This window comes from Neobacillus sp. BF23-41 (assembly GCF_041106275.1).
Genome location: NZ_JBGBPR010000002.1, coordinates 491,639 through 512,746 on the forward strand (window position 1 = coordinate 491,639; position 21,108 = coordinate 512,746).

The following is a 21,108-nucleotide window of genomic DNA, read 5'->3' on the forward strand; positions in this document are numbered from 1 at the left end:
CTATTTTCTTCAAACATCCAACTCCTATCATAACGTTTTTTTATTTTTTTGCAAAAATCGAGACAAGTGGATTTAGCCATGAATGCCTAAATCACTTGTCTATATATTTATTCATTCGTAGTAAGACTGACATCATAGGCATTGGCAATATTGATATGGTATTTTCCTTCACCCGATTGAAAAACCGCATTTTTCCTGCCATTATCGATACCATTGAGATCCTTTTCCGTTGACACCTTCCAGTCGCCATCTTTCCCTCTTACCTCTTGTGCACCTACTGCAACAACCTTCAAATTGCTACCCGCGGCCACATCGACAACGATCGATGCGACACTTTCAATACTCCAGTCGTTCACAAGCGAGCGTGGCTTTAAGGTTAACGCATTATCACTGCCAATCACCTCAAGCTTCACATGATTCGGAACCAAAAGTGTCGCCGCAACCTCTTCACTTGCATTAAATGGGCTAATTTCGTTTGGCAGTGACTTCATGTTTAAATAGAGTGTATCACCCTTTTGGTTTGCTGAAATCATGTCATCTGCACTTTCAAGTAACTTTTCCTTTTTGGCTGTTTGCACCCGGTATGTGCCGAACAACGATACCTCTTTTTCCTCTGTCGATTCCACTGTCATCTGATGACCCACCGTCCTGACCACCACTCGTTTGATGCTGTCATCCACTTGGTAGGAAAAAGCAGGCAGTTCAAACGAGCGCTCTTCCCTCGCCATCACTTCTTCCACCTTCCCCATAACCCCCGTTGTGCTTAAAATTGCAAACGCAATCCCGGCAGTTCCAATCACACCTACAAAGAAAATACTAAGAAAATCATATTTTAAGACCGGCTTTTCCTGCCGTGACAAAAACAAATAAAGGAGAATTTCAATTCCAAGAACAACCAATAAAAGCGGCCACCAAGCCGTCATAACTTGTACAAGGTCTAACCCCAAAAACTTTGAAAAAAAGAGAAAGAGGCCAAGGAAAACGAGTGAGGCCCCCATCGAAAACGTCCCAACACGCCAAGTTCTCATGCTTCTTCTCCTCCCTTTCTTTTTCTAAAAAGGAACCCAATCCCGAATCCGATTATTGCTGCCCCTGCAATAGTTTTTCCCCACTTACTCATGCTTCTCAGCCCCCTGCTTTTGTTTGCTTCCAGATAGAAGTTTAATTCCCCCGCCAATCAACAGCAGACAAACAAGTCCCGTTTGAAAATAACCTTGAACCCAATACATCACATCGATATCAATTAACCTGCTTAACATCGGTGAAAAAGCTGGAAGCAGGACGTTCATCACTAGATAGTAGAGTCCCATCAAAACAAGTCCAATGCCGACCCATTTCTGATGATTAAGGAAATAAGCAATAATCGGAACATCCTCCACCGTTTCTTCCCCGTACTTTGAAACCTTTTGCATGGCATCGAAAAAGCTGTAAAACCAAATGATCGGGATTAAGAACAAGAAGATACCAAGCCGTAAGATATCTAAAATATAGATAGAAAAGAGAAAGGCTGCCATTAACTGAATGCCCCGGCGCTGTAAGCCTAAATAGAGGTGGCCTGCCCCTGGGAAGATTGAAAGAAAGGTCGCAATCGACTTACTCTTTTTCCCGTCCTCGCGGCGCATTTCAAAGTCTTCAAAAATCGTTCTGTCGACAAGCTCCTCACCGCGCTGCTTTTTATTTACCTGTTGAACCGCATCAAAGAATCCGTAGACCCAGATAATCGGCAGGGCCGCCATAAAGACCATAAATTCGCCACGATTGGAAAGCGCAGTTACAAATGTAACCATAACCCCCAGCCCCAAAAACGTTGCCAAAAGTGTTAAGCCCCTGTTCATCAGTCCAATTTGGAAGTGCCCTAGTCCCGGAATAAATGACAAAACGATGGTATAGAAGCGTTCTGAATCTTGGGAAGCCTGTTGCTGCGGTTCATCTGGGTTCGCTGTCTTCTGCGCTTTTTTATGTTTAGAAACCTGCACACCCATGTCGATAAAACTGATTAGGTAAATGAATAGTCCTAACATAAAAGTAACAATGCCAACTTCCTCATTATTCGTAACTAACCCAATAACAGTGACGAACGCCAACCCCATTACGGTCAGTAGATATAGTACTCCGCGAAACATGTTGCCGAAATATATATGACCAAGGCCTGGAAATAAGGATAAGGTCAATGCTTTTGTCGGATTTTTCATTTCTTAACTGCCTCCTTTTTTTCTAGTGAATCCATCCATGCAAAAGTTTTATTAATAACACCCTCTGTGACCGAATGCTTCTTTTTCTGAACTTGCGGTTGCGGGCTTTCTAACGAATTCGCATACGTAGCGAGCGACTGAAAAGCACCCGTGAAGGTCAACAGAATCGTCGCCGCTGCAGCCAGCAGATAATGGAATGCCGCTTGCTGATAGAAAGGTTTTTTCTTCATTTTGGTTTTGGCGTCAGTTTTGGTGTCAATTTTGGTGTCAGGCACCGAAGGAACCATTAACATAGTGTTTAGGTTTCTAACGGTGTCAGGCACCACGATTTTTTGTTTCGAAACCTCTGCCATGACCAAATCGGTAAACTCGCTCATGTCGGAGAGAATTGGAAGCGATGATTCATTTGCTTCCATCGCCATTAAGTAATGCTTGAGACATTGGTCGCACGAGTATAAATGGTCTTCTAATTCCTGCCTTGAATTCTCATTGATTTCGTCATTAACGTATTGCAACCACTCATCATAAGTGTAATGCTTCATGAAAAATCGTCCTCCTTCCAATTCTTTTTCATCCAATGGCGAGCCCGGTATAGCTTTGTTTCAATCGTTTTCACTTGTACATTTTGTTCGTCTGCCAATTGCTGATAGCTTTTTTCCGCTATGTAAAATCCGTAGATCACATCACGGTAATTTTCGGGCAGTTCATCAAGCTTCCTCCTGACGAGCCTTCTCCGGTCGGTATCCATTATCTCTTTTTCAATACTATCTTTCGGTGTCCCTACTAACTGCAACTCGAGGTCTTCCGCCACTTCCTCTTTTCTTCTCACTTGTTTTCTTTTGATATCTATCGCATGATTAACGGCAATTCGCGTCATCCACGTTTTGAAACCTTGATTTTGATATTGGGGGAGAGAAGTATAGATTTTCATAAAAACTTCCTGTGCCGCGTCTTCTGCTTCCTTTTGGTCGCGAAGAACAGCAAAGATGGTCCGGAACACATCATTGCGGTACTTCTCTACCAAAAGGCGAAAGGCGTGATCATTGCCTTCCAACACATTTTCTATTAAGGCTGCATCGCTAATTGCTCTCTCCCCCTTTCTTTGTTGTTACTCACTTTAATAGACGACAGGTTATTGAAAAAACCCTACACTAATTTAAAAAATATTTTTTCGAATCTTTTTTATCATACCATGCTAATTTTCATGGCAGAAAAATTCCACAAGAAAAAACCGTGCGACGGCGGCCGCACGGTTTTAGCAGATATATAGTAGATTATTCTTTAATTTCCAAGCCTAATAGCCTCGCAAATCCTAGCGCCTGGTCTGCAGAAACCGTGCACCCTGCAACACTATCAAGTGAGAGATTTAAGCGGTTAAAGTTACAGGTGCTGAGGTCCACTCCTTTAAGAGTGGTTCCCGTAAAATTCGCATCATCAAGATCACAATTTTTAAATTCAATTTTTTTAAACTTGGCATCATAGTAATCAGCATTGCGAAGGGAACAATTTTCAAATTTCATTTCCTTCAAATCGGCATATCCAAACGAGCCCATATTCAGATTACAGCTTTCAAACAAGACATTACGAAGTGTAGCATCTGCAAGATTTAATCCTAATAGTTTAGAATCGCGAAACTCGACACGGTGGATAATTCCATCGGTAAAATCCACATTGGATAGATCGCATCGATCAAAAATGACATCGGTTAATTGAATAAACCGAAATGATCCATCGAGAAAGGTTACATTTTTAAATACAACCTCCTCAAAAATTAGCTTTTCAATTTCCTCTTGTGATATCGAGCAATCGCTGATGATTGCCATGTTAATGTAAGAATCTTCTCTATCGTTAAAGTCTAATGGTGTTAAACTTGATGGAATTTTTGGCTGTTGAATTTTAAGCTTCTGACTCAAATTGATCATCCTTTTCATAAGGCGATGTTGTTTCATCATGTGATGAGTTTATCTTTTAAGTTATTATAACGTAAATAGTAGAAGGTCTACTCTCCAATTCTTAAAATACAAACATTACATTCATGTGGAATGACAAAGGATTCTTGATCTGGTATTGAACTGGCTAACTCCTCCAATGCCGCTTTTCGAACATTTACATCTATTCCTGCCAGCCATGAAATCGACTCCATTCGCTCGATCCATTCCTGCTTTGTAAAGTTGACCGTGTAATTTAACTTATAAAAATCTCTCAGTTCGAAACCATTTGTCTGCCATTCAGCAAACCACTCGACGGGAAATCCGTTCATCCGCATCTGGGACTCTGCCTTCGAACCTGCTGGCAATAAGCCGCCTTCAACGTATTTGGCTAGAACTGCCAAGGTTTTTTCAACGGCAGGCGTGCCTGATAGAAAACCAGAATCAATAACAATTAACGTCCCTTTTGCTTTTAATATCCTTTTCATTTCTTGGATTGCCTTAGGACGATCAAACCAATGCCATGCCCTTATTACTGTGACAATATCAAACTGTGAATCTTTTAGACCTGTATCTTCTGCACTGCCCAGTTGATACGGAATGGTAAAATTCTTCGTAAGATTGAAAGCCTTTGCCTGCTCTAGCATTTCCTTTGATGGCTCAATGCCAATAACATCCGCTTTTCGTAAGGCCACTTTTCTTGTTAACACACCAGTTCCCGAGCCGATATCAGCGACTTTTTTTCCTTCAAAAAAAATATTGCGGAGATAGAGGCTATCCATTAAGGTTACGGGAATATCTTCTCTTGCGCATGCATAGCTATTAGCAACTTGACCAAAATCAATTTGTCTCATGTTGAGCGCTCCCTTTTCTTACTAATAGTGAGAATTCAACAAAATAATACCACTGAAGTGTGATAGAATCTATAAATAACATGAATTTATTAAAATAATAGATGGGGGAAGGGTGCTTATGTTCTGGCTGTTGCTTCTAGCTTCCTACTTAATTGGAAGCGTTCCCACCGCCTTAATTGTAGGCAGGTTGGTCTTTGGTGTAGACATCCGGGATCATGGCAGCAAAAATCCTGGTGCAACCAACACATTGAGGGTTCTTGGCAAAAAGTCAGCTATTTTCGTCCTGCTTATTGATCTTACTAAGGGCGCTTTGGCAGCCTACATGCCAATTTACTTCAATCTTGAGGCGGAACCCCTTTACTTTGGATTCGCTGCTGTTGTTGGACATTGCTTTCCAATTTTTGCAGGCTTTAGAGGGGGAAAGGCGATTGCTACAACTGCCGGAGCACTGTTGATTGCCAATTTTCCTTTATTAGTGATTGCCTATATTACCTTCTTTTTGGTTATTTTTTTAACAAAGTATGTATTCTTCGGCTCCATCACCGTTGGTCTAAGTATGCTCGTATATTCCTTGGTTTCTCCTAATTTTGAGTTAGAACTTATCTCTTTTTTATTTACTTTTTTCTTAATTTATTTGCACCGGTCGAACATCCGTAATTTCATTCTTGGAATTGAGCCAAAAATCAGTGATAAAAATTTGCAGAACGACCGTATCCCTCCAAAGAACAGCAGTATTTAATATGGACGAGAAAAGGATCCCCTTGTAGTTAAAACTACTTGGGGATCCTCTTTGTTATTTTAACAGTGTCGATAGGATACTATTGGCCACGGTTTGCCAAATGGCCGCATCTGTTTGATAGGTTTCTTTAAAGCTCTTAAACATTGCCATTTGTTTCTCTTGGAAATCCTCAGCGTCTTTATCTGGCAAGGCAGCACGCTTTTCCATTACAAATGCCTGTATTTCAGGTGCTCTTGGTCCCCATACACCTGCTTCATTGCCTGCTTCATTGATAAAAATAAAAATTGGAATGGCTCTCGACGTGCCATTGGTTAAATATTGGTCCATTAACTCCAGATTTGAATCGCGGAGCACGAAACGGACTTCCATCTCGGCGGCCTCAGCTAGTCGCAGCAAAATTGGGTTATTCAGCATCGCATCCCCACACCAATCCTCTGAGAGGACAATCGCTCGTAATTTTTGCGGTCTTAATGCCTCGAGTTTATTTCTGTCTTCATCCGTTAAGGTAAATTGCTTATAGATTGTGAGCATTTCATCTTTATTGGTGGTCATCGCGTTGATGTACCCATCGACAGTTAATCCTTTTTGAAACCATTGGTTTAAATCCATTTATACAGCACCCTTTCCATTTGCTTCTATAATAGTCGTTTCAATTACACGTTACAATCGAACTGCTTAAGCAGATTCGCCAATGTTATACTACAAGTATTTTTCCCTATTTTATAAAAACATATTTTTACACTAGTAATAGAGTTTTAAAGTTGATAGAATATTTTTTATATAGAAAATATTATTAAAAGTGTTTTCTACGATAACAAACTGGGGAGGAAATATATGTCTAACGAATCACTACAACTACTCTCGATTGGAATCTATATTGCCGCTATGCTCTTTATCGGTTGGTATTCATATCGAAAGACTAGCAATCTTACGGATTACATGCTTGGTGGAAGGTCTTTAGGACCTGCTGTAACCGCCTTAAGTGCCGGGGCTGCTGATATGAGCGGCTGGCTCTTAATGGGCTTACCTGGAGGGATTTACGTAACCGGTTTGGCCGATGCGTGGATCGCGGTCGGTTTAACGATTGGAGCCTATCTTAACTGGCTGCTAGTTGCACCACGCTTGCGTTCTTACACTCAAGTTGCCAATGACTCCATCACGATTCCTAGCTATCTTGAAAACCGTTTTAAAGACAACAGCAAACTACTCCGTATTGTTTCAGGTATTGTTATTCTTATATTCTTTACTTTCTATGTTTCTTCCGGAATGGTTTCTGGGGCTGTCTTTTTTGAGAGCTCGTTTGGCACTAGTTACCATACTGGGCTTTTGATTGTTGGCGGCGTTACGGTTGCCTACACCCTATTTGGTGGATTCTTGGCTGTAAGTTATACAGACTTTATTCAAGGATTAATGATGCTGATTGCCCTAGCACTTGTTCCCGCAATTGGCATCTTTCACACGGGCGGTCCCGCTGAAACGTTTGAAACGATTCGAGCGATTGATCCTACCAAAATGGACTTATTAAAAGGGACAACCTTTTTAGGAATAGTTTCGGCAATGGCATGGGGCCTAGGCTATTTTGGCCAGCCGCATATTATTGTAAGATTTATGGCAATCAAAACGATCAAAGAAACAAAAAGCGCCCGCCGAATTGGTATGGGCTGGATGATTATCTCGCTTATCGGTACAATTTTAACAGGATTTATTGGGATTGCATTTTTCCATAATAATCCGGAGCATGTATTAAAGAATCCAGAAGCGGTATTTATTGAATTAAGCCAGATTTTATTCCACCCTCTATTCGCTGGATTTGCTTTGGCTGCCATTCTTGCAGCGATTATGAGTACGATTTCTTCCCAATTAATCGTAACTTCTAGTGCGCTTGTTGAAGATTTATACAAAATGGTAATGAACAAGAACGCTAAAGATAAACAACTTGTCTTCTTAGGAAGAATGGCGGTTCTTCTTGTGTCCGTTGTTGCTGCTGCACTTGCTTTCAAGCAAAATAGCACCATTTTAGATCTTGTTGCCTATGCATGGGCAGGCTTCGGAGCTTCTTTCGGACCTGTTATCCTGCTAAGTTTATTCTGGAAAAAGATTACGAATTGGGGAGCCCTTTTCGGGATGATCGTCGGTGCTGTTACCGTTATCGTTTGGAAAAATGTTGGACTTGGTGACACGCTTTATGAAATAGTTCCAGGCTTTGTCTTCAATCTAATTGTAGCAGTCGTTGTCAGCTTGATCACTTATAAGAAAAATGATGCCATTGAAAAGGAATTTAATGAGAGCGTTCGTTTATTAAAAAATGAATAACAGAACAAAAGGCGCAAGCGCCCGTTTAGCGGCGTATGGACTGGAGCGCTCCAACTGAGATAAAGGAAACACGGAGAGCGATAGCGCATTCGTGCTTGACTTATCGTAGGGCGGAGAGCGAAGTACACTAGCCGCTGGGCGCTGGAGCTGGATTCAGAGAACTAGTTCAGTGTTATCCACAATTAATTATTTTACACTACGGTATACAATAAATAACGCTCGGATCCAATCGATCCGAGCGCTTTTTTATTTCAAAGCTTCTACCATGGTCGATAGTTTGATGACGGTTTTCCAGTTACGTACTGTCGCAGGAACACATAATTTCGGCAGCTGAGTGGCAAGTTTTGAATCGAGGATACTTTGCCGTAAAAAAAGGTAGACTTCTTTCCCTTTTATAAAACATTCGTCCGGCTCGCTTTCGTAGTTGCGTAAAAGGTCCGTTTTCACTTGGTAGGGTTCCTCCGCCAAAAAGGCTAGTTGGATACTCTCGCCTTCCTTAAGCGAATCGATAGAATAGGGACAATCACGGATAATCTGCTCGTATTCCTCAGCTGTTCTTAAAATAACAGGGACCGGAAAACCAAATGTCTTACTTATCTCATCCTCTAATCGTTGGCTAAGTTGCTCTGCCTCGTCCTTTGCTTCGAATAAAACATTTCCACTTTGAATATATGTTTTCACCTTGGTTAGGCCCATTGTTTCTAATAGACTTTTTAAATCTGCCATTTTGATCCGGTTATGCTTGCCAACATTGATTCCTCGTAACAGCGCAATATAAATTGTCATCCGTGTACCTCGCTTTATTTATAACATCATTTTGTTTAAATCTTACCATTTATTTGCCGAATTAAACTACGAATAGTCCTAAAATCTACTTTCCGCAAGTTGATGGCGGTTATCCGCAAGTCAGGGAGGAGAATACTAATTTTTGGAAAAGAGTACAACATAATAATTTTTATGGAGGGATTTATATACAAAGGGGGTATCTAAGAAAGCTTTGGACGAAAAAACTAGTTTCATATACTAATAAAGATCGCCTCTCATTTTTAATCAGCGGATTTGAGAGTTTTATCAGCGAATCTAGCCCATTTATCAGCGAATTCACACAGTTTATCAGCGATAAATCAGATTTTATCAGCGTATCAGAAAATAGCCATTTAAATATTTAGCCTAAGTTCTTTTACATACCTCGACTATTTTCCCAAAAATATAGAACTAACCAAACGTTTGATTAAAACTAGTATCAGCCCCGGTAAATCAATGTTTTTCTCCGAAATCATATAAAAAGTTTGTCGGGAACTGGGGCAGCTAAGCCTTCCATTCACCTTATTTCCCTTTAAATTTACACCCCTCGACCAACTGCAAACTAATCAAACGTTTAATTAAATAGGAGGAATAGCCCTCCCTCTCAACCTTTTACTCCTAAACCTGGAAAAAAGATTGTTGAATTTACACTACTCCAAAAAACTAACCAAACGTTTGATTAGTTAGCCACGAGGCCATATAAATAAAGTGTTTCAGCCACTTATTGTGAAAATCCTTTGTCGACTCGAGCGATAATTTACCTCTAATAAAATAAAAAACAAGTCGATATTAGGACTTTCTTATGGAAACTCCTATGCTTCGACACGATAACTGATCATTCCTTAATAACCAAACGTTTGATTAGTCTTGGGAAAAACCCTTTTAAGAAAAGGATTTTTTCCCGGGAAATGGCGAAAAGAATGTCGAAATCCGCTAATCATAAAAAAACTGGCAGAATAGACTCTGCCAGCTTCTTTTAACGTTTTTGTAATTCTTGCTGCAATAACTGATTGACCATCTGCGGATTGGCCTGACCCTTAGTTGCTTTCATTAACTGCCCAACTAAGAAGCCCACCGCTTTATTTTTCCCATTCTTAAAATCCTCAATCGATTGCGGATTCGCATCCAGCACCTCAGAAATAATTTTGAGAAGTGTTCCCTCATCGGAAATCTGGACAAGCCCCTTGTCCTTCACAATTTGCTCAGCATCGCCGCCGTTTTCGATTAACTCTTTAAAAACGGTTTTCGCGATTTTCGAAGAAATTGTTCCGTTTTCGATTAGCTTAATCATGCTTGCTAGACCTTCCGGTGTTAAGGCTACTTGATGAAGCTCTTTTTGCTCAGCATTCAAGTAGGCAGAAACATCCCCCATGATCCAGTTCGAGGCAAGCTTCGCATCCGCACCACCATTTACTGTCTCCTCGAAGAAATCAGCCATTTCTTTCGTTACGGTTAGCACCTTAGCATCATAAACAGGTAGACCAAGCTCTTCTATATAACGCTTTTGACGCTGATCTGGCAGTTCAGGGATTTCGGCACGAATTCTTGCTTTCCAGTCCTCATCAATGTACAAGTCCATTAAATCCGGCTCTGGGAAGTAACGATAATCATCGGAACCTTCTTTGACCCTCATCAGCAAGGTTGCTCCAGTGGCTTCATCAAAGCGGCGAGTTTCTTGATCAATCGTCCCGCCGGCTGACACCACTTCGCGTTGACGCTTCTCTTCGTATTCAAGCCCTTTGCGGACAAAATTGAATGAGTTCAGGTTTTTTAATTCTGTTTTCGTTCCGAATTCTTCTTGACCAACCGGACGAATCGAAATATTTGCGTCACAACGAAGTGAGCCTTCTTCCATTTTACAATCGGAAACGCCTGTATATTGGATAATGGATTTTAATTTTTCAAGATAGGCATACGCCTCATCAGGCGTGCGAATATCCGGTTCAGAAACGATTTCAACAAGCGGAGTGCCCTGACGATTGTAATCGCATAATGAATACCCTTTGCCATGGTTCAGCTTACCTGCATCTTCTTCCAAATGAATTCTCGTAATTCCAATCCGCTTCGTATAGCCATTTACCTCAATATCAATCCAGCCATGTTCCCCAATTGGTTTGTCAAACTGGGAAATCTGGTAGGCCTTGGGATTGTCCGGGTAAAAGTAGTTTTTGCGGTCAAACTTTGTATGGGTAGCAACCTCGCAATTAATGGCCATGGCAGCTTTAATCCCAAATTCTACCGCTTTTTTATTAAGGACAGGTAAAACTCCTGGGTAGCCCAGGTCGATCACACTTGTATTTGTATTCGGTTCAGCCCCAAAATGATTGGGGCTCGCCGAGAAAATTTTTGAATCTGTTTTTAACTCAACATGGACCTCAAGTCCAATCACTGTTTCAAATTCCACGGTCTTCACCCCCTATAATCCAGGTTTCTGTTTATGATAGTCTGTTGCCTGTTCAAATGCATGTGCTGTCCGATAAATTGTTGCTTCATCAAAATACTTGCCGATGATTTGTAAGCCTAGCGGCAACCCGCCATCAAAACCACACGGAACCGAAATTCCTGGTAAGCCTGCAAGGTTCAATGGAATCGTTAAAATATCATTGGCATACATCGTTAACGGGTCCTCAATGTTTTCACCAATTTTAAAAGCCGGCGTTGGTGTAGTTGGTCCGATAATCACATCATACTTGGCAAAAACACTCTCATAGTCTTGCTTGATTAATGTCCGAACCTGCTGTGCCTTTTTATAATAGGCATCATAGTAACCTGAACTTAGCGCAAACGTTCCAAGCATAATCCGGCGCTTTACTTCATCACCGAAGCCTTCTGCTCGTGATTTTTTATATAAATCAATTAATGTATCCGCATCTTTTGTACGATAGCCGTAACGGACTCCGTCGAAACGGGCGAGGTTCGCTGAGGCTTCTGATGACGAAAGCAAATAGTAAGCGGCAAGTGCATACTTCGAGTGCGGCAGGGAAACTTCTTCCCAAACTGCGCCAAGACCCTCGAGCACCTTTAATGCATTTAAGACGGATTGTCGGACGGGTTCACTGACACCTTCACCAAGATACTCTTTTGGTACTGCGATTCTAAGACCCTTTACGTCACCAGTTAAGGCACTAGCAAAGTCAGGTACGTCCACATTTGCTGAGGTTGAATCCATTGGATCCAGGCCGGATATTGCTTGAAGCAGGTAGGCATTATCCTCAACGGTTCTTGTAATCGGTCCAATTTGATCAAGTGATGACGCAAAGGCTACAAGGCCAAAGCGGGAAACACGACCATAGGTTGGCTTTAATCCGACGACACCACAAAAAGAAGCTGGCTGACGGATCGAACCACCCGTATCAGAACCTAGGGAAAATAGGACTTCTCCTGCTGCAACAGATGCTGCTGAACCGCCTGATGAACCACCTGGAACCGTCTCAAGATTCCATGGATTCCGTGTCGTTTGATAATGGGAATTTTCGTTTGAAGACCCCATTGCAAATTCATCCATATTTAACTTCCCAATCGTTACCGTTTCTGCCTGTTGCAGTTTCTGAACGACGGTGGCATCATAAATTGGATCAAAGTTTTCGAGAATTTTACTCGCACAGGTTGTCCGCAGTCCTTTTGTAACCATGTTATCTTTTAAGCCAATCGGCATCCCAAATAGCAAACCTTTTGCCGCATCCGTGTTAAGTTTCTCATCTAATGCTTTTGCTGATTGACGGGCGCGCTCTTCATCTAATGTTAAAAATGCCTGAACCTTGTCCTCGACTTGTCCGATTCTCTTGTATGATTCTTCAACAAGATCGGATACATTTAGTTCTTTTTTATGTAGCAGCTCATGTAGGTCTGCAACTTTATAATCAAATAAACTCAACATTAATCCTCCTTCCCCATAATCGATGGTACTTTAATCTGTCCATCCTGATGTTCCGGCGCATTTTTTAGTACCTCTTCAAGCGCTAATCCTTGTTTGGATTTATCTTCACGTAAAACATTTTTCATATCCAGCACATGGTATGTAGGTTCCACATTTTCCGTGTCCAATTCATTTAACTGCTCAGCAAAGGTAATAATCGCATCCAACTGCTTTGTAAACTTTTCTGTTTCTTCCTCTGTTATCGCCAAGCGTGCCAGGTTGGCTACATGCTTAACCTGCTCATTTGAAATTCGTGACATATCATAACCCCCAATCCCATTTGTCTTGTCATATCAATACTAATGATGATACCAAACTTTTCCGCATTACCGCAATGATTCAACTATCAGTATTGGCAAGCAAATCAATTTTTGTTCAAACTTTTAAAAATTTAATTCTATTTTTCTCTTAATAATGCAAATATTTTTACTAATAAGTTCATCACAGACATTCTTGGCATCTTCCCTTATAATGGTCAGGGATGGGAGGACTTCTGAATGAAAAAACGAAGACGGAAGAAATTCAAACTCTTTTTGATGCTGTTTATGCTTTTTTGTGGATTGGCCATGTTCCAAAATTATTTTCAACAACCAGGTTCCCTTCAACTTGAAAAATCTGATCCATTTGCTGATGTAAAAAAATATAGTCCCTTAATACACGATGAATTAGCGAAATATAATCTCGAAACTCATACGACAGTACTAGTAGCCTTAATGCAGCAAGAAAGCCGCGGCAAAGGCGGGGATCCTATGCAGTCGTCGGAATCGGCTGGTTTGGCAAGAAATACAATTACAGATCCCCAAAAAAGCATTCAGGTTGGGGTTAAACATTTTCAGCGCGTACTCACTTATGGGAATCAGAAAAAGGTAGATTTCCAGACCATTATCCAGTCTTACAACATGGGAATTGGTTACATTGACTATGTCGCACAGCACGGCGGTAAACATAGTGAGGCATTGGCGAAAGAATTCTCCCTCCAGCGGGTAAAAGAAAAGCCAGCTATATATACTTGTGGCGGCAATAAAGATAATTTCCGCTACCCTTACTGCTATGGTGATTTTACCTATAGCACAAAGGTAACCAAAAATATTCAATTGTTAGCAGATACAGTACCAGTTACTGGGACTGAAAAAACCACCAGTGGATCTTTTTAAAGATTCATGGTGGTTTTTGTTTACTTTGAAACTGACTCCTAAAATTGCGTTGTTTTTATGCTTTTCTTTTTCAAATGGGCGATCAGAAAAACGAACTTAATTGGCAGGTAACCAAGAATTCCACCAGCCGTATTTAAAATTAGGTCGTCCACATCAAAGCTGCCAAATTCAAATACGAGCTGCAACAGTTCGAACGTTAGACTTAAGCAAAAGGTAGCAAAGGTGACAGTGCTGATTTTTTGAAACTTTTTTGCAAGCAATGGTAAGATAAATCCGAACGGCATAAAACCGATGACATTCCCTGCTAAGTTCTCAATCCGAATACTTAGATTGATATCTGCTAAAAACAAATAAAATTTAATGGTTTTAAAGGGGACGAAATTATTCGACCGCCAGTGGTATTCATCATAGGTAAAGTTAAAATGATTAATAATCTCAGATAACGGGATATATTTAAACAAAATTAATTTCGAAAGAATCGCTAAATATAAACAAAGAATTAGGAAAAGGGTAATTTTAAAAATAATTTTCATTATCACTGCTCCATTTTTTACGTATCAAATTAACCATACCATATTTTCCAAATAACGTGGGAGCAAAACTAAAATTGGAGGAATTTAGAATGGCCGAACATATTTTTCACTTAAAGGCGAACTGGCCGGGATTACGGAATGATGTCGGAGAGATTGAAGCCGGGAATCTAAAAACAAAGATTTCCATCCCACCAGGAATGGATGGGCCGGGTGTCGGCACTAATCCAGATGAGATGCTGCTAGGGGCTGCCGCGACCTGCTATATTATCACACTTGCAGCGATGTTGGAACGTAGTCATTTGCTGAAGGAGACTCTAATGATGGAGTCTGAAGGAATTGTGGATGTCACCAATGGGGTTTTTACATATAAAAAAATTATCCACCGACCACATGTAGTCTTGAAACCAGGTGCATCCGAAAAAGAAGTGGCGATGGCTAAGAGACTCGCCAAAAAAGCGGAGACTTCTTGCATGATCAGTCGAGCCATTCAAGGAAATGTTGAAATGGAGCTTCAGGCAACGGTGGAAGTGGCAGCTGGATGAAAACAGAGGAGTGTATAGTGTCATAAAGACAGTTGGAGGTTGTGCATGAGGTATTTTGTCCTTATGAACTCCTCATAAGGACAGTTGGGGCTCTGGCTTGATGCTTTCCTCTGTTAAGGGCGTATGTTCTCTGAAATCACATCTGCTTATTTTTTAAAGATTTTTGAAAAAAAGCCCTTGCTCTTTTTAACTTCCTGCAGCTGGGCAGGTACCTTCTTGGTTATATAGATATCTTCCTTATCAATGGCATGATCCATAGCTAACACCAAGCCGATTTCCGTGTCGTGCTCTTTATTGGTCACAATAGTATGTTCAATCTTATATTTTGTGGCCAGCTTTACATATTTGGAAAGGGCCTCGTAATTCATGTTTCCATTTAAGAAAAGATGGGACTGGGGCTTTTCCTTCATATGCTGCTCCACTTGGGGATATACTTCATTTTCTCCCACTTGGCTTTTCTTAAGGGCAATAACAATCCGCTCTCTCAAAGTTCCTAAGAATTTCCGCCGCTCATCTGGTTTTGTTTCAAGTGGTCCATAGATACCTTGCTGTAAGATCTCATCAACGGTTGTCTTTTTCAACTCAATCAACTCCATATAAAGGCTATTATTATCTATGATGATACATTAAAAAACGTTCCGTTCCAAAAAGTGCTGGAGAAGTGAGATTGTGGGCTGGATGGAATTAGTCATTCGATAGTAATCTTGGCTTATCTAAGGGTAAACTCTTTCCATATGACAGTAAACTCACCTTATCCGCCAGTAAACCCCTCCCATCCGCCAGTAATCTCACCTTATCTGCCAGTAAACCCATCCCATCCGCCAGTAATCCCACCTTATCCGCCAGTAAGCCACTAATATATTCATATCCTCCTCCACAAAAAATCCCTCCCTCCAATAGGAGAGAAGGATTCGTGGCCTGCTGAGAACTAGTTTTTCCCTGTAAATTGTTCTGCCTCAGTTGAACCTTTTAATGCGGTTGTTGAAGATGTTCCACCGGTAATGACCATAGATACTTGGTCAAAGTAACCTGTACCAACCTCACGTTGGTGACGTGTGGCCGTGTAGCCGTATTGCTCGCTATCGAATTCAGCTTGCTGCAATTCGGAGTAAGCTGCCATGCCGCGCTCTTTATAGCCGCGGGCAAGTTCGAACATGCCGTGGTTTAAGGCGTGGAAGCCAGCAAGAGTAACGAATTGGAACTTGTAGCCCATTTTTCCAAGTTCGACTTGGAATTTCGCAATTGTTTCTTGATCCAATTTCTTTTTCCAGTTGAAAGATGGCGAACAGTTGTATGCGAGCAACTTGCCTGGGAATTGCTCATGGATCGCTTCTGCAAATTGTCTTGCTTCCTCGAGATTTGGCTCAGAAGTTTCGCACCAAACAAGATCCGCATATGGTGCATATGCTAGACCGCGAGCAATCGCCTGGTCAATCCCCGCCCTCACTCGATAGAATCCTTCTCCCGTGCGTTCACCCGTAATAAAGGGTGCATCATTCATATCAATATCACTCGTAATTAAATCAGCAGCGTTAGCATCTGTCCGGGCAACTAATATGGTTGGAACACCCATAACGTCTGCAGCTAAACGAGCAGCGATCAAGTTGCGAACCGCTGTTTGGGTTGGCAGCAATACTTTACCCCCTAAATGGCCACACTTTTTCTCGGAAGAAAGCTGATCTTCAAAGTGGACGCCTGAAGCACCCGCTTCAATCATGCCTTTCATCAATTCGAAACAGTTTAATTGGCCGCCAAAACCGGCTTCGGCATCAGCGATAATTGGAGCAAACCAATCAATTGAGTTGTCGCCCTCTGAATGGGTAATCTGGTCTGCACGTTGAAGTGCTTGATTAATCCTTTTGACAACACTTGGTACACTATTTGCTGGGTATAAGCTTTGGTCAGGATACATGTGTCCGGACAGGTTTGCATCGGCTGCTACCTGCCAACCGCTTAGGTAGATAGCTTTTAGTCCTGCTTTAACTTGCTGGACTGCCTGATTTCCTGTTAATGCACCAAGGGCATTTACATAGTCTTCTTCATTTAATAGCTTCCAGAGCTTTTCAGACCCTTTTTGAGCCAACGTATGCTCAATATCAATGGATCCGCGTAACTTGATAACATCCTCGGCAGTGTATGGTCTTGTAATCCCCTTCCAACGGCTATCCATTTCCCAGCTTTCTTGTAATTGTGCAACTCTTGAATTTGTCATTTTATATTCCTCCTATTAATCTATTAAGTATTTTTTTAATTTAATAAACTAGATCAACTCATACCCTGGTAAAGTTAAAAATTCAGCAAAATCATCATTTAAAATCAATCGGTCAAACAATTCAACAGCTTCATCAAATCGGCCGTTTTCAAATGTCTGAATTCCAATTTCCTGTTTGATTTTTTCCAATTCCTCCACCTTATATTGCTGGTACATTTCCGCGGTGACCTTCCGTCCGTCGTTCAGAATCCCTTTAGGGTGGCGAATCCACTGCCACAGTTGAGCTCGTGAAATTTCTGCAGTTGCAGCGTCCTCCATTAAGTTGTGAATAGGGGCTGCGCCACTTCCACTTAGCCAGGAAGCCACATATTGAATCCCAACATTTATGTTCAAACGAACGCCCTCTTCTGTAATCGTTCCACCTGGTGATTCAAGCAAATCTTGGGCAGTCACACTGATTTTCTGTTGCTTAAGTGTATGAATTTGGTTGGCAATCGGCATTTCACGGTTGAAAACTTCTAGGGCTACCGGAACAAGACCTGGGTGTGCCACCCATGTTCCATCATGACCATCACGGGCTTCACGCTCTTTATCAGCGCGGACTTTTGCAAAAGCCTCCTCATTAGCAGCCGGATTATTTCGAATGGGAATTTGGGCTGCCATTCCTCCGATTGCCGGTGCCTTGCGGCGGTGACAGGTTTGAATCGTTAGTAACGAATACGAACGCATGAATGGTACTGTCATCGTTACCTGAGATCGATCCGGTAAAATGACATCCTTGTGGTTACGCAGCTTTTTCAAGTAACTGAAGATATAATCCCATCTTCCACAATTCAATCCTGCAGAGTGTTCCTTTAGCTCAAATAAAATCTCATTCATTTCAAATGCGCCCATGATGGTTTCTAGTAAGACAGTCGCTTTAATGGTTCCATTCGGAATCTCAAGCTTCTCTTGCGCAAATACAAATACATCATTCCAAAGCCTTGCCTCCAGGTGACTTTCCAGCTTCGGCAGATAAAAATATGGTCCTGTTCCCCTCTCAAGTAACTGGTTCACATTATGGAAAAAGTACATCCCAAAGTCGAAGAAACTTCCTGAAATAGTCTTGCCATCTAGTAAAATATGTTTTTCTTCTAAATGCAGGCCGCGTGGTCTAACAAACAGAACAGCTGTTTTTTCATGCAGTTCATATTTTTTACCGTTAGGATTTTCAAAGGAAATCGTCCGATTTACTGCATCTCTTAAGTTGATTTGTCCTTCGATGATGTTTTCCCATGTCGGTGAAGTGGCGTCTTCACAATCAGCCATAAAAACCTTTGCACCAGAGTTTAAAGCATTGATGACCATTTTTCGATCGGTCGGGCCTGTAATTTCTACCCTGCGATCTTGCAGGTCATCCGGCAGCGGAGCAATGGTCCAGACATCATTCCGAATATGTTTTGTCTCAGGAAGGAAGTCTGGCAATTTCCCATCATTAATTTCGGCTTGCCGTTTTTGTCTGTACTGTAACAGTTCAATTCTTCTTTCGCCAAATTTTCGTTCTAACTCTTCAATAAAATTTAATGCCTCTGGTGTTAAAATCTCATCGTACTGGGCTCTCATTGCCCCAACCACTTCAATACCTGTCGTTTGCGTCGACATGAACTACATCACCTCTTTGTTATAATACAGTAACTATCTACGTTTTGTATTATATAACACTGATTTTAAAAATGGAACTACTTTTCAGAAAATTTTATAAAAATAGGTAAAAACACCCTGTCCTCTGATTTTTCAAAAGGAAAAGTCCATAAAAAAAAGGACGTCATCGACATCCTTTTTTGCAGTCATTATTGGCCCGTTTCGTTAAGAAGCATTTCATATAATCTAATAAAATCATCTTCCCGATTATCACTAGTTAAGAACTCCAAACTTACAATGGTTTTTAATAGTTTCCTCTTCAAAGAAGCGCTTTCCACTTCCTTCAGAATCCATTTTCGTTTTGAAAAAAGAAACTCAAGATAGCCCTCGTAGGAATCATCAAACTGCTCCTCGAGCTGCTCCCGAATTTTGCTTGCTAGGGTTGGACTCGCTCCTCCTGTTGAAACGGCAATGCTCAACAGTCCACGTTGAAAATGGGCTGGGACATGGAAATTGGATTCACCTGGATCGTCTGCAATCGTTACAAGCTGATGGGGTGCTGCTGAACTTCTAATCAACTGATTTATTTCTTGAATATTCGTCGCAGCAAAAATCATGAATGCATCCTTTATGTCGCTAGCAAAAAAGGACTTTTGCTTCCAAACAATTTCCCCCTCACGATGAAGCCTTTGGATTTCATCCGTTGCCTCCGGGCTGACGATTACGATTTCTGCACCCGTACCAAGCAGACCCGTTACTTTTCGCTCGGCAACTTTCCCGCCCCCAACAATGACGACTGTTTTTCCTTCTAACTTTAGGATTACAGGATAGCCTGAATTCATCTTCTACACTTCCTCGACAGGACGGACCGCTAAATATTCAACCAAGGCTTCTTTCGTTGCGCTAGCAGGCATTCCATGCGACATAAAGCCGGCTTTTCCAACCGCAGCTGCTGTTTGTTTTCCCATACTGACCACATGCAACCCTTGCAACAGTTCAACCGCATTCAAGTCACATTCACGTAACGCTTGTACAAACGGTTCAACGGACGCACTGCTTGGGAATACCATGGTATTCACGTCAGCCTCATCTAACATTCTTTTAAAAAGAGGCAGAAACTGATGATCTATTTCTTTTCTGCTAGTCACCATGATGTCTGCCTGATCATAACCTTTTTTCAAGATGCTATCGTCCCCAACAATGAGCAAGGCTCCGGTTTCGTGCATTTCATCAACCTGTACAGCAATAAATCCACGATTATTTAATGCTTTGATTGATTTCATCGAAGCGCCAAAGAAATCGGCACGGATTTTTCGAATATCCATTCCACTTTCCATCACCGCTGTGAAAAATTCATCTACACTTTCAGGTGAGGTAAAAAATATTTTTTCATAGGAAGTTACTTTTGTCAGATCAACAGGCAGTGCTGTCTTTTTCCACTTTGGAAATTCAATCACATCGGCACCTTGATCCATTAATTCCTTTGCTAATTCACTTTGACCCTCACTCGTACGGGCAAGCAGGATTTGCCGTCCATACAATGGCATTTTCTCGAACCAGCTGATTTTTTCACGCAGAGAAATGACATCCCCAACTAAAATAATCGATGGGTTGCTAAACTTTGCCTCCAAGACCTTCTCGGAAATATTAGCAAGTGTCCCTTGCAATGTTTTTTGGCGGCCAAATGTACCCCATTGAATCAAAATAACCGGGGTCGACGCTGGTTTACCGTAGTTAAGGAGATTTTCGCAAATAAACGGTAGATTGCCGACTCCCATGTAAAAGGCAATGGTATCAACACCACGAGCCAGTCCTTCCCAATCAAGTACTGGTTTGCCCTCTTGCGATTTGTCATGGGCAGTAACGACTGCAAATGACTCTGCATACTCACGGTGGGTAACAGGAATTCCTGCATAAAGGGGGGCTGCAATCCCCGATGAAATGCCAGGAACGATTTCAAATGGAATTTGATATTCGGCCAGGGATGCCGCTTCTTCGCCAACTCTGCCAAACACGCCTGGGTCTCCGCCTTTTAAACGAACAACCCGCTTGCCTTCAAGAGCCTTCTCAACCAAAAGCTCGTTGATATTCCCTTGGCGTAATATATGGCGGTTCGGTAGTTTTCCGCAATAAATCAGTTCACAATCCGCTGGAGCAAACTCTAACAGTTTGGGATTGGCAAGCCGGTCATATAAAATCACTTCGGCTTGCTTTATAGCCTCCAGTCCTTTTACGGTGATTAAACGAACGTCCCCGGGTCCTGCTCCTACTAAAAATACTTTCCCATTTTTCATTCTGCAG

21 protein-coding genes are annotated in these 21,108 nt (G+C 41.5%); 4 read left to right on the top strand and 17 right to left on the bottom strand.

Annotated features, from left to right (window positions below; translation table 11 throughout):
• Positions 1-107: 107 nt before the first annotated feature.
• The 6 genes from AB7942_RS05440 to AB7942_RS05465 all read right to left on the bottom strand — a co-directional run bounded on the left by AB7942_RS05440 (position 108) and on the right by AB7942_RS05465 (position 4,974).
• Positions 108-1,028 carry a hypothetical protein gene (locus AB7942_RS05440; RefSeq protein ID WP_369446101.1) on the bottom strand — a complete coding sequence of 307 codons (921 nt, stop codon included), beginning with the start codon at positions 1,026-1,028 and terminating at the stop codon, positions 108-110.
• A gap of 84 nt (positions 1,029-1,112) precedes the next feature.
• Positions 1,113-2,192 carry a DUF6677 family protein gene (locus tag AB7942_RS05445; RefSeq protein WP_335437512.1) on the bottom strand — a complete coding sequence of 360 codons (1,080 nt, stop codon included), beginning with the start codon at positions 2,190-2,192 and terminating at the stop codon, positions 1,113-1,115.
• Entirely contained in the window at positions 2,189-2,734 is a 546-nt protein-coding gene (locus tag AB7942_RS05450; protein WP_369446102.1) for an anti-sigma factor family protein, read from the bottom strand. The genes AB7942_RS05445 and AB7942_RS05450 overlap by 4 nt, the downstream gene beginning before the upstream one ends.
• Complete coding sequence (locus tag AB7942_RS05455) at positions 2,731-3,246, bottom strand: sigma-70 family RNA polymerase sigma factor (RefSeq protein WP_257208965.1); 516 nt, start codon at positions 3,244-3,246, stop codon at positions 2,731-2,733. The genes AB7942_RS05450 and AB7942_RS05455 overlap by 4 nt, the downstream gene beginning before the upstream one ends.
• A 220-nt stretch (positions 3,247-3,466) precedes the next feature.
• Positions 3,467-4,105, bottom strand: a complete 639-nt coding sequence (locus tag AB7942_RS05460) for a pentapeptide repeat-containing protein (RefSeq protein ID WP_369446103.1) — start codon at positions 4,103-4,105, stop codon at positions 3,467-3,469.
• 86 nt (positions 4,106-4,191) lie between these two features.
• The gene (locus AB7942_RS05465; RefSeq protein WP_369446104.1) at positions 4,192-4,974 is read right to left on the bottom strand and encodes a class I SAM-dependent methyltransferase; all 783 of its coding nucleotides are present in this window, start codon (positions 4,972-4,974) and stop codon (positions 4,192-4,194) included.
• Positions 4,975-5,092: 118 nt separating this feature from the next.
• On the opposite strand from AB7942_RS05465, the gene plsY reads away from it, so the two are divergent.
• Positions 5,093-5,713: a glycerol-3-phosphate 1-O-acyltransferase PlsY gene (gene plsY / locus AB7942_RS05470; RefSeq protein WP_369446105.1), complete on the top strand. Its 621-nt coding sequence runs from the start codon at positions 5,093-5,095 to the stop codon at positions 5,711-5,713.
• Positions 5,714-5,767: 54 nt separating this feature from the next.
• Here plsY and AB7942_RS05475 read toward each other — a convergent pair whose 3' ends face one another.
• The gene (locus tag AB7942_RS05475) at positions 5,768-6,322 is read right to left on the bottom strand and encodes a thioredoxin family protein (RefSeq protein ID WP_369446106.1); all 555 of its coding nucleotides are present in this window, start codon (positions 6,320-6,322) and stop codon (positions 5,768-5,770) included.
• Between the two features lie 225 nt (positions 6,323-6,547).
• Here AB7942_RS05475 and putP point away from each other — a divergent pair, with 225 nt between their 5' ends.
• Complete coding sequence (gene putP / locus AB7942_RS05480; protein WP_098934656.1) at positions 6,548-8,026, top strand: sodium/proline symporter PutP; 1,479 nt, start codon at positions 6,548-6,550, stop codon at positions 8,024-8,026.
• A 246-nt stretch (positions 8,027-8,272) separates the two neighbouring features.
• Here putP and AB7942_RS05485 read toward each other — a convergent pair whose 3' ends face one another.
• The 4 genes from AB7942_RS05485 to gatC all read right to left on the bottom strand — a co-directional run bounded on the left by AB7942_RS05485 (position 8,273) and on the right by gatC (position 13,006).
• Entirely contained in the window at positions 8,273-8,812 is a 540-nt protein-coding gene (locus AB7942_RS05485; protein ID WP_369446107.1) for a DUF1697 domain-containing protein, read from the bottom strand.
• A 994-nt stretch (positions 8,813-9,806) separates the two neighbouring features.
• Entirely contained in the window at positions 9,807-11,234 is a 1,428-nt protein-coding gene (gatB, locus tag AB7942_RS05490) for an Asp-tRNA(Asn)/Glu-tRNA(Gln) amidotransferase subunit GatB (RefSeq protein ID WP_335438261.1), read from the bottom strand.
• A 12-nt stretch (positions 11,235-11,246) separates the two neighbouring features.
• Positions 11,247-12,704: an Asp-tRNA(Asn)/Glu-tRNA(Gln) amidotransferase subunit GatA gene (gene gatA / locus AB7942_RS05495; RefSeq protein ID WP_369446146.1), complete on the bottom strand. Its 1,458-nt coding sequence runs from the start codon at positions 12,702-12,704 to the stop codon at positions 11,247-11,249.
• Positions 12,705-12,706: 2 nt separating this feature from the next.
• On the bottom strand, positions 12,707-13,006 hold the full coding sequence (gene gatC, locus AB7942_RS05500) for an Asp-tRNA(Asn)/Glu-tRNA(Gln) amidotransferase subunit GatC (RefSeq protein ID WP_088085175.1): 300 nt from the start codon (positions 13,004-13,006) through the stop codon (positions 12,707-12,709).
• 237 nt (positions 13,007-13,243) lie between these two features.
• Here gatC and AB7942_RS05505 point away from each other — a divergent pair, with 237 nt between their 5' ends.
• Positions 13,244-13,900 carry a lysozyme family protein gene (locus tag AB7942_RS05505; RefSeq protein WP_088085174.1) on the top strand — a complete coding sequence of 219 codons (657 nt, stop codon included), beginning with the start codon at positions 13,244-13,246 and terminating at the stop codon, positions 13,898-13,900.
• Between the two features lie 38 nt (positions 13,901-13,938).
• On the opposite strand, the gene AB7942_RS05510 is transcribed toward AB7942_RS05505, so the two are convergent.
• The gene (locus AB7942_RS05510; protein ID WP_369446108.1) at positions 13,939-14,433 is read right to left on the bottom strand and encodes a VanZ family protein; all 495 of its coding nucleotides are present in this window, start codon (positions 14,431-14,433) and stop codon (positions 13,939-13,941) included.
• A gap of 89 nt (positions 14,434-14,522) precedes the next feature.
• On the opposite strand from AB7942_RS05510, the gene AB7942_RS05515 reads away from it, so the two are divergent.
• Positions 14,523-14,975 carry an OsmC family protein gene (locus AB7942_RS05515; protein WP_369446109.1) on the top strand — a complete coding sequence of 151 codons (453 nt, stop codon included), beginning with the start codon at positions 14,523-14,525 and terminating at the stop codon, positions 14,973-14,975.
• A gap of 146 nt (positions 14,976-15,121) precedes the next feature.
• Here the strand turns inward: AB7942_RS05515 and AB7942_RS05520 are convergent, their stop codons facing one another.
• The 5 genes from AB7942_RS05520 to cobA all read right to left on the bottom strand — a co-directional run bounded on the left by AB7942_RS05520 (position 15,122) and on the right by cobA (position 21,101).
• Positions 15,122-15,556 carry a YueI family protein gene (locus AB7942_RS05520; protein ID WP_335439266.1) on the bottom strand — a complete coding sequence of 145 codons (435 nt, stop codon included), beginning with the start codon at positions 15,554-15,556 and terminating at the stop codon, positions 15,122-15,124.
• A gap of 347 nt (positions 15,557-15,903) precedes the next feature.
• Complete coding sequence (gene aceA / locus AB7942_RS05525) at positions 15,904-17,187, bottom strand: isocitrate lyase (RefSeq protein WP_369446110.1); 1,284 nt, start codon at positions 17,185-17,187, stop codon at positions 15,904-15,906.
• A 48-nt stretch (positions 17,188-17,235) separates the two neighbouring features.
• On the bottom strand, positions 17,236-18,828 hold the full coding sequence (gene aceB, locus AB7942_RS05530; RefSeq protein ID WP_369446111.1) for a malate synthase A: 1,593 nt from the start codon (positions 18,826-18,828) through the stop codon (positions 17,236-17,238).
• 188 nt (positions 18,829-19,016) lie between these two features.
• On the bottom strand, positions 19,017-19,649 hold the full coding sequence (locus AB7942_RS05535; protein WP_369446112.1) for a precorrin-2 dehydrogenase/sirohydrochlorin ferrochelatase family protein: 633 nt from the start codon (positions 19,647-19,649) through the stop codon (positions 19,017-19,019).
• Between the two features lie 3 nt (positions 19,650-19,652).
• Positions 19,653-21,101 (bottom strand): uroporphyrinogen-III C-methyltransferase, encoded by a 1,449-nt coding sequence (gene cobA, locus AB7942_RS05540; protein WP_369446113.1) that lies wholly within the window; start codon positions 21,099-21,101, stop codon positions 19,653-19,655.
• Between the last annotated feature and the right edge of the window lie 7 nt (positions 21,102-21,108).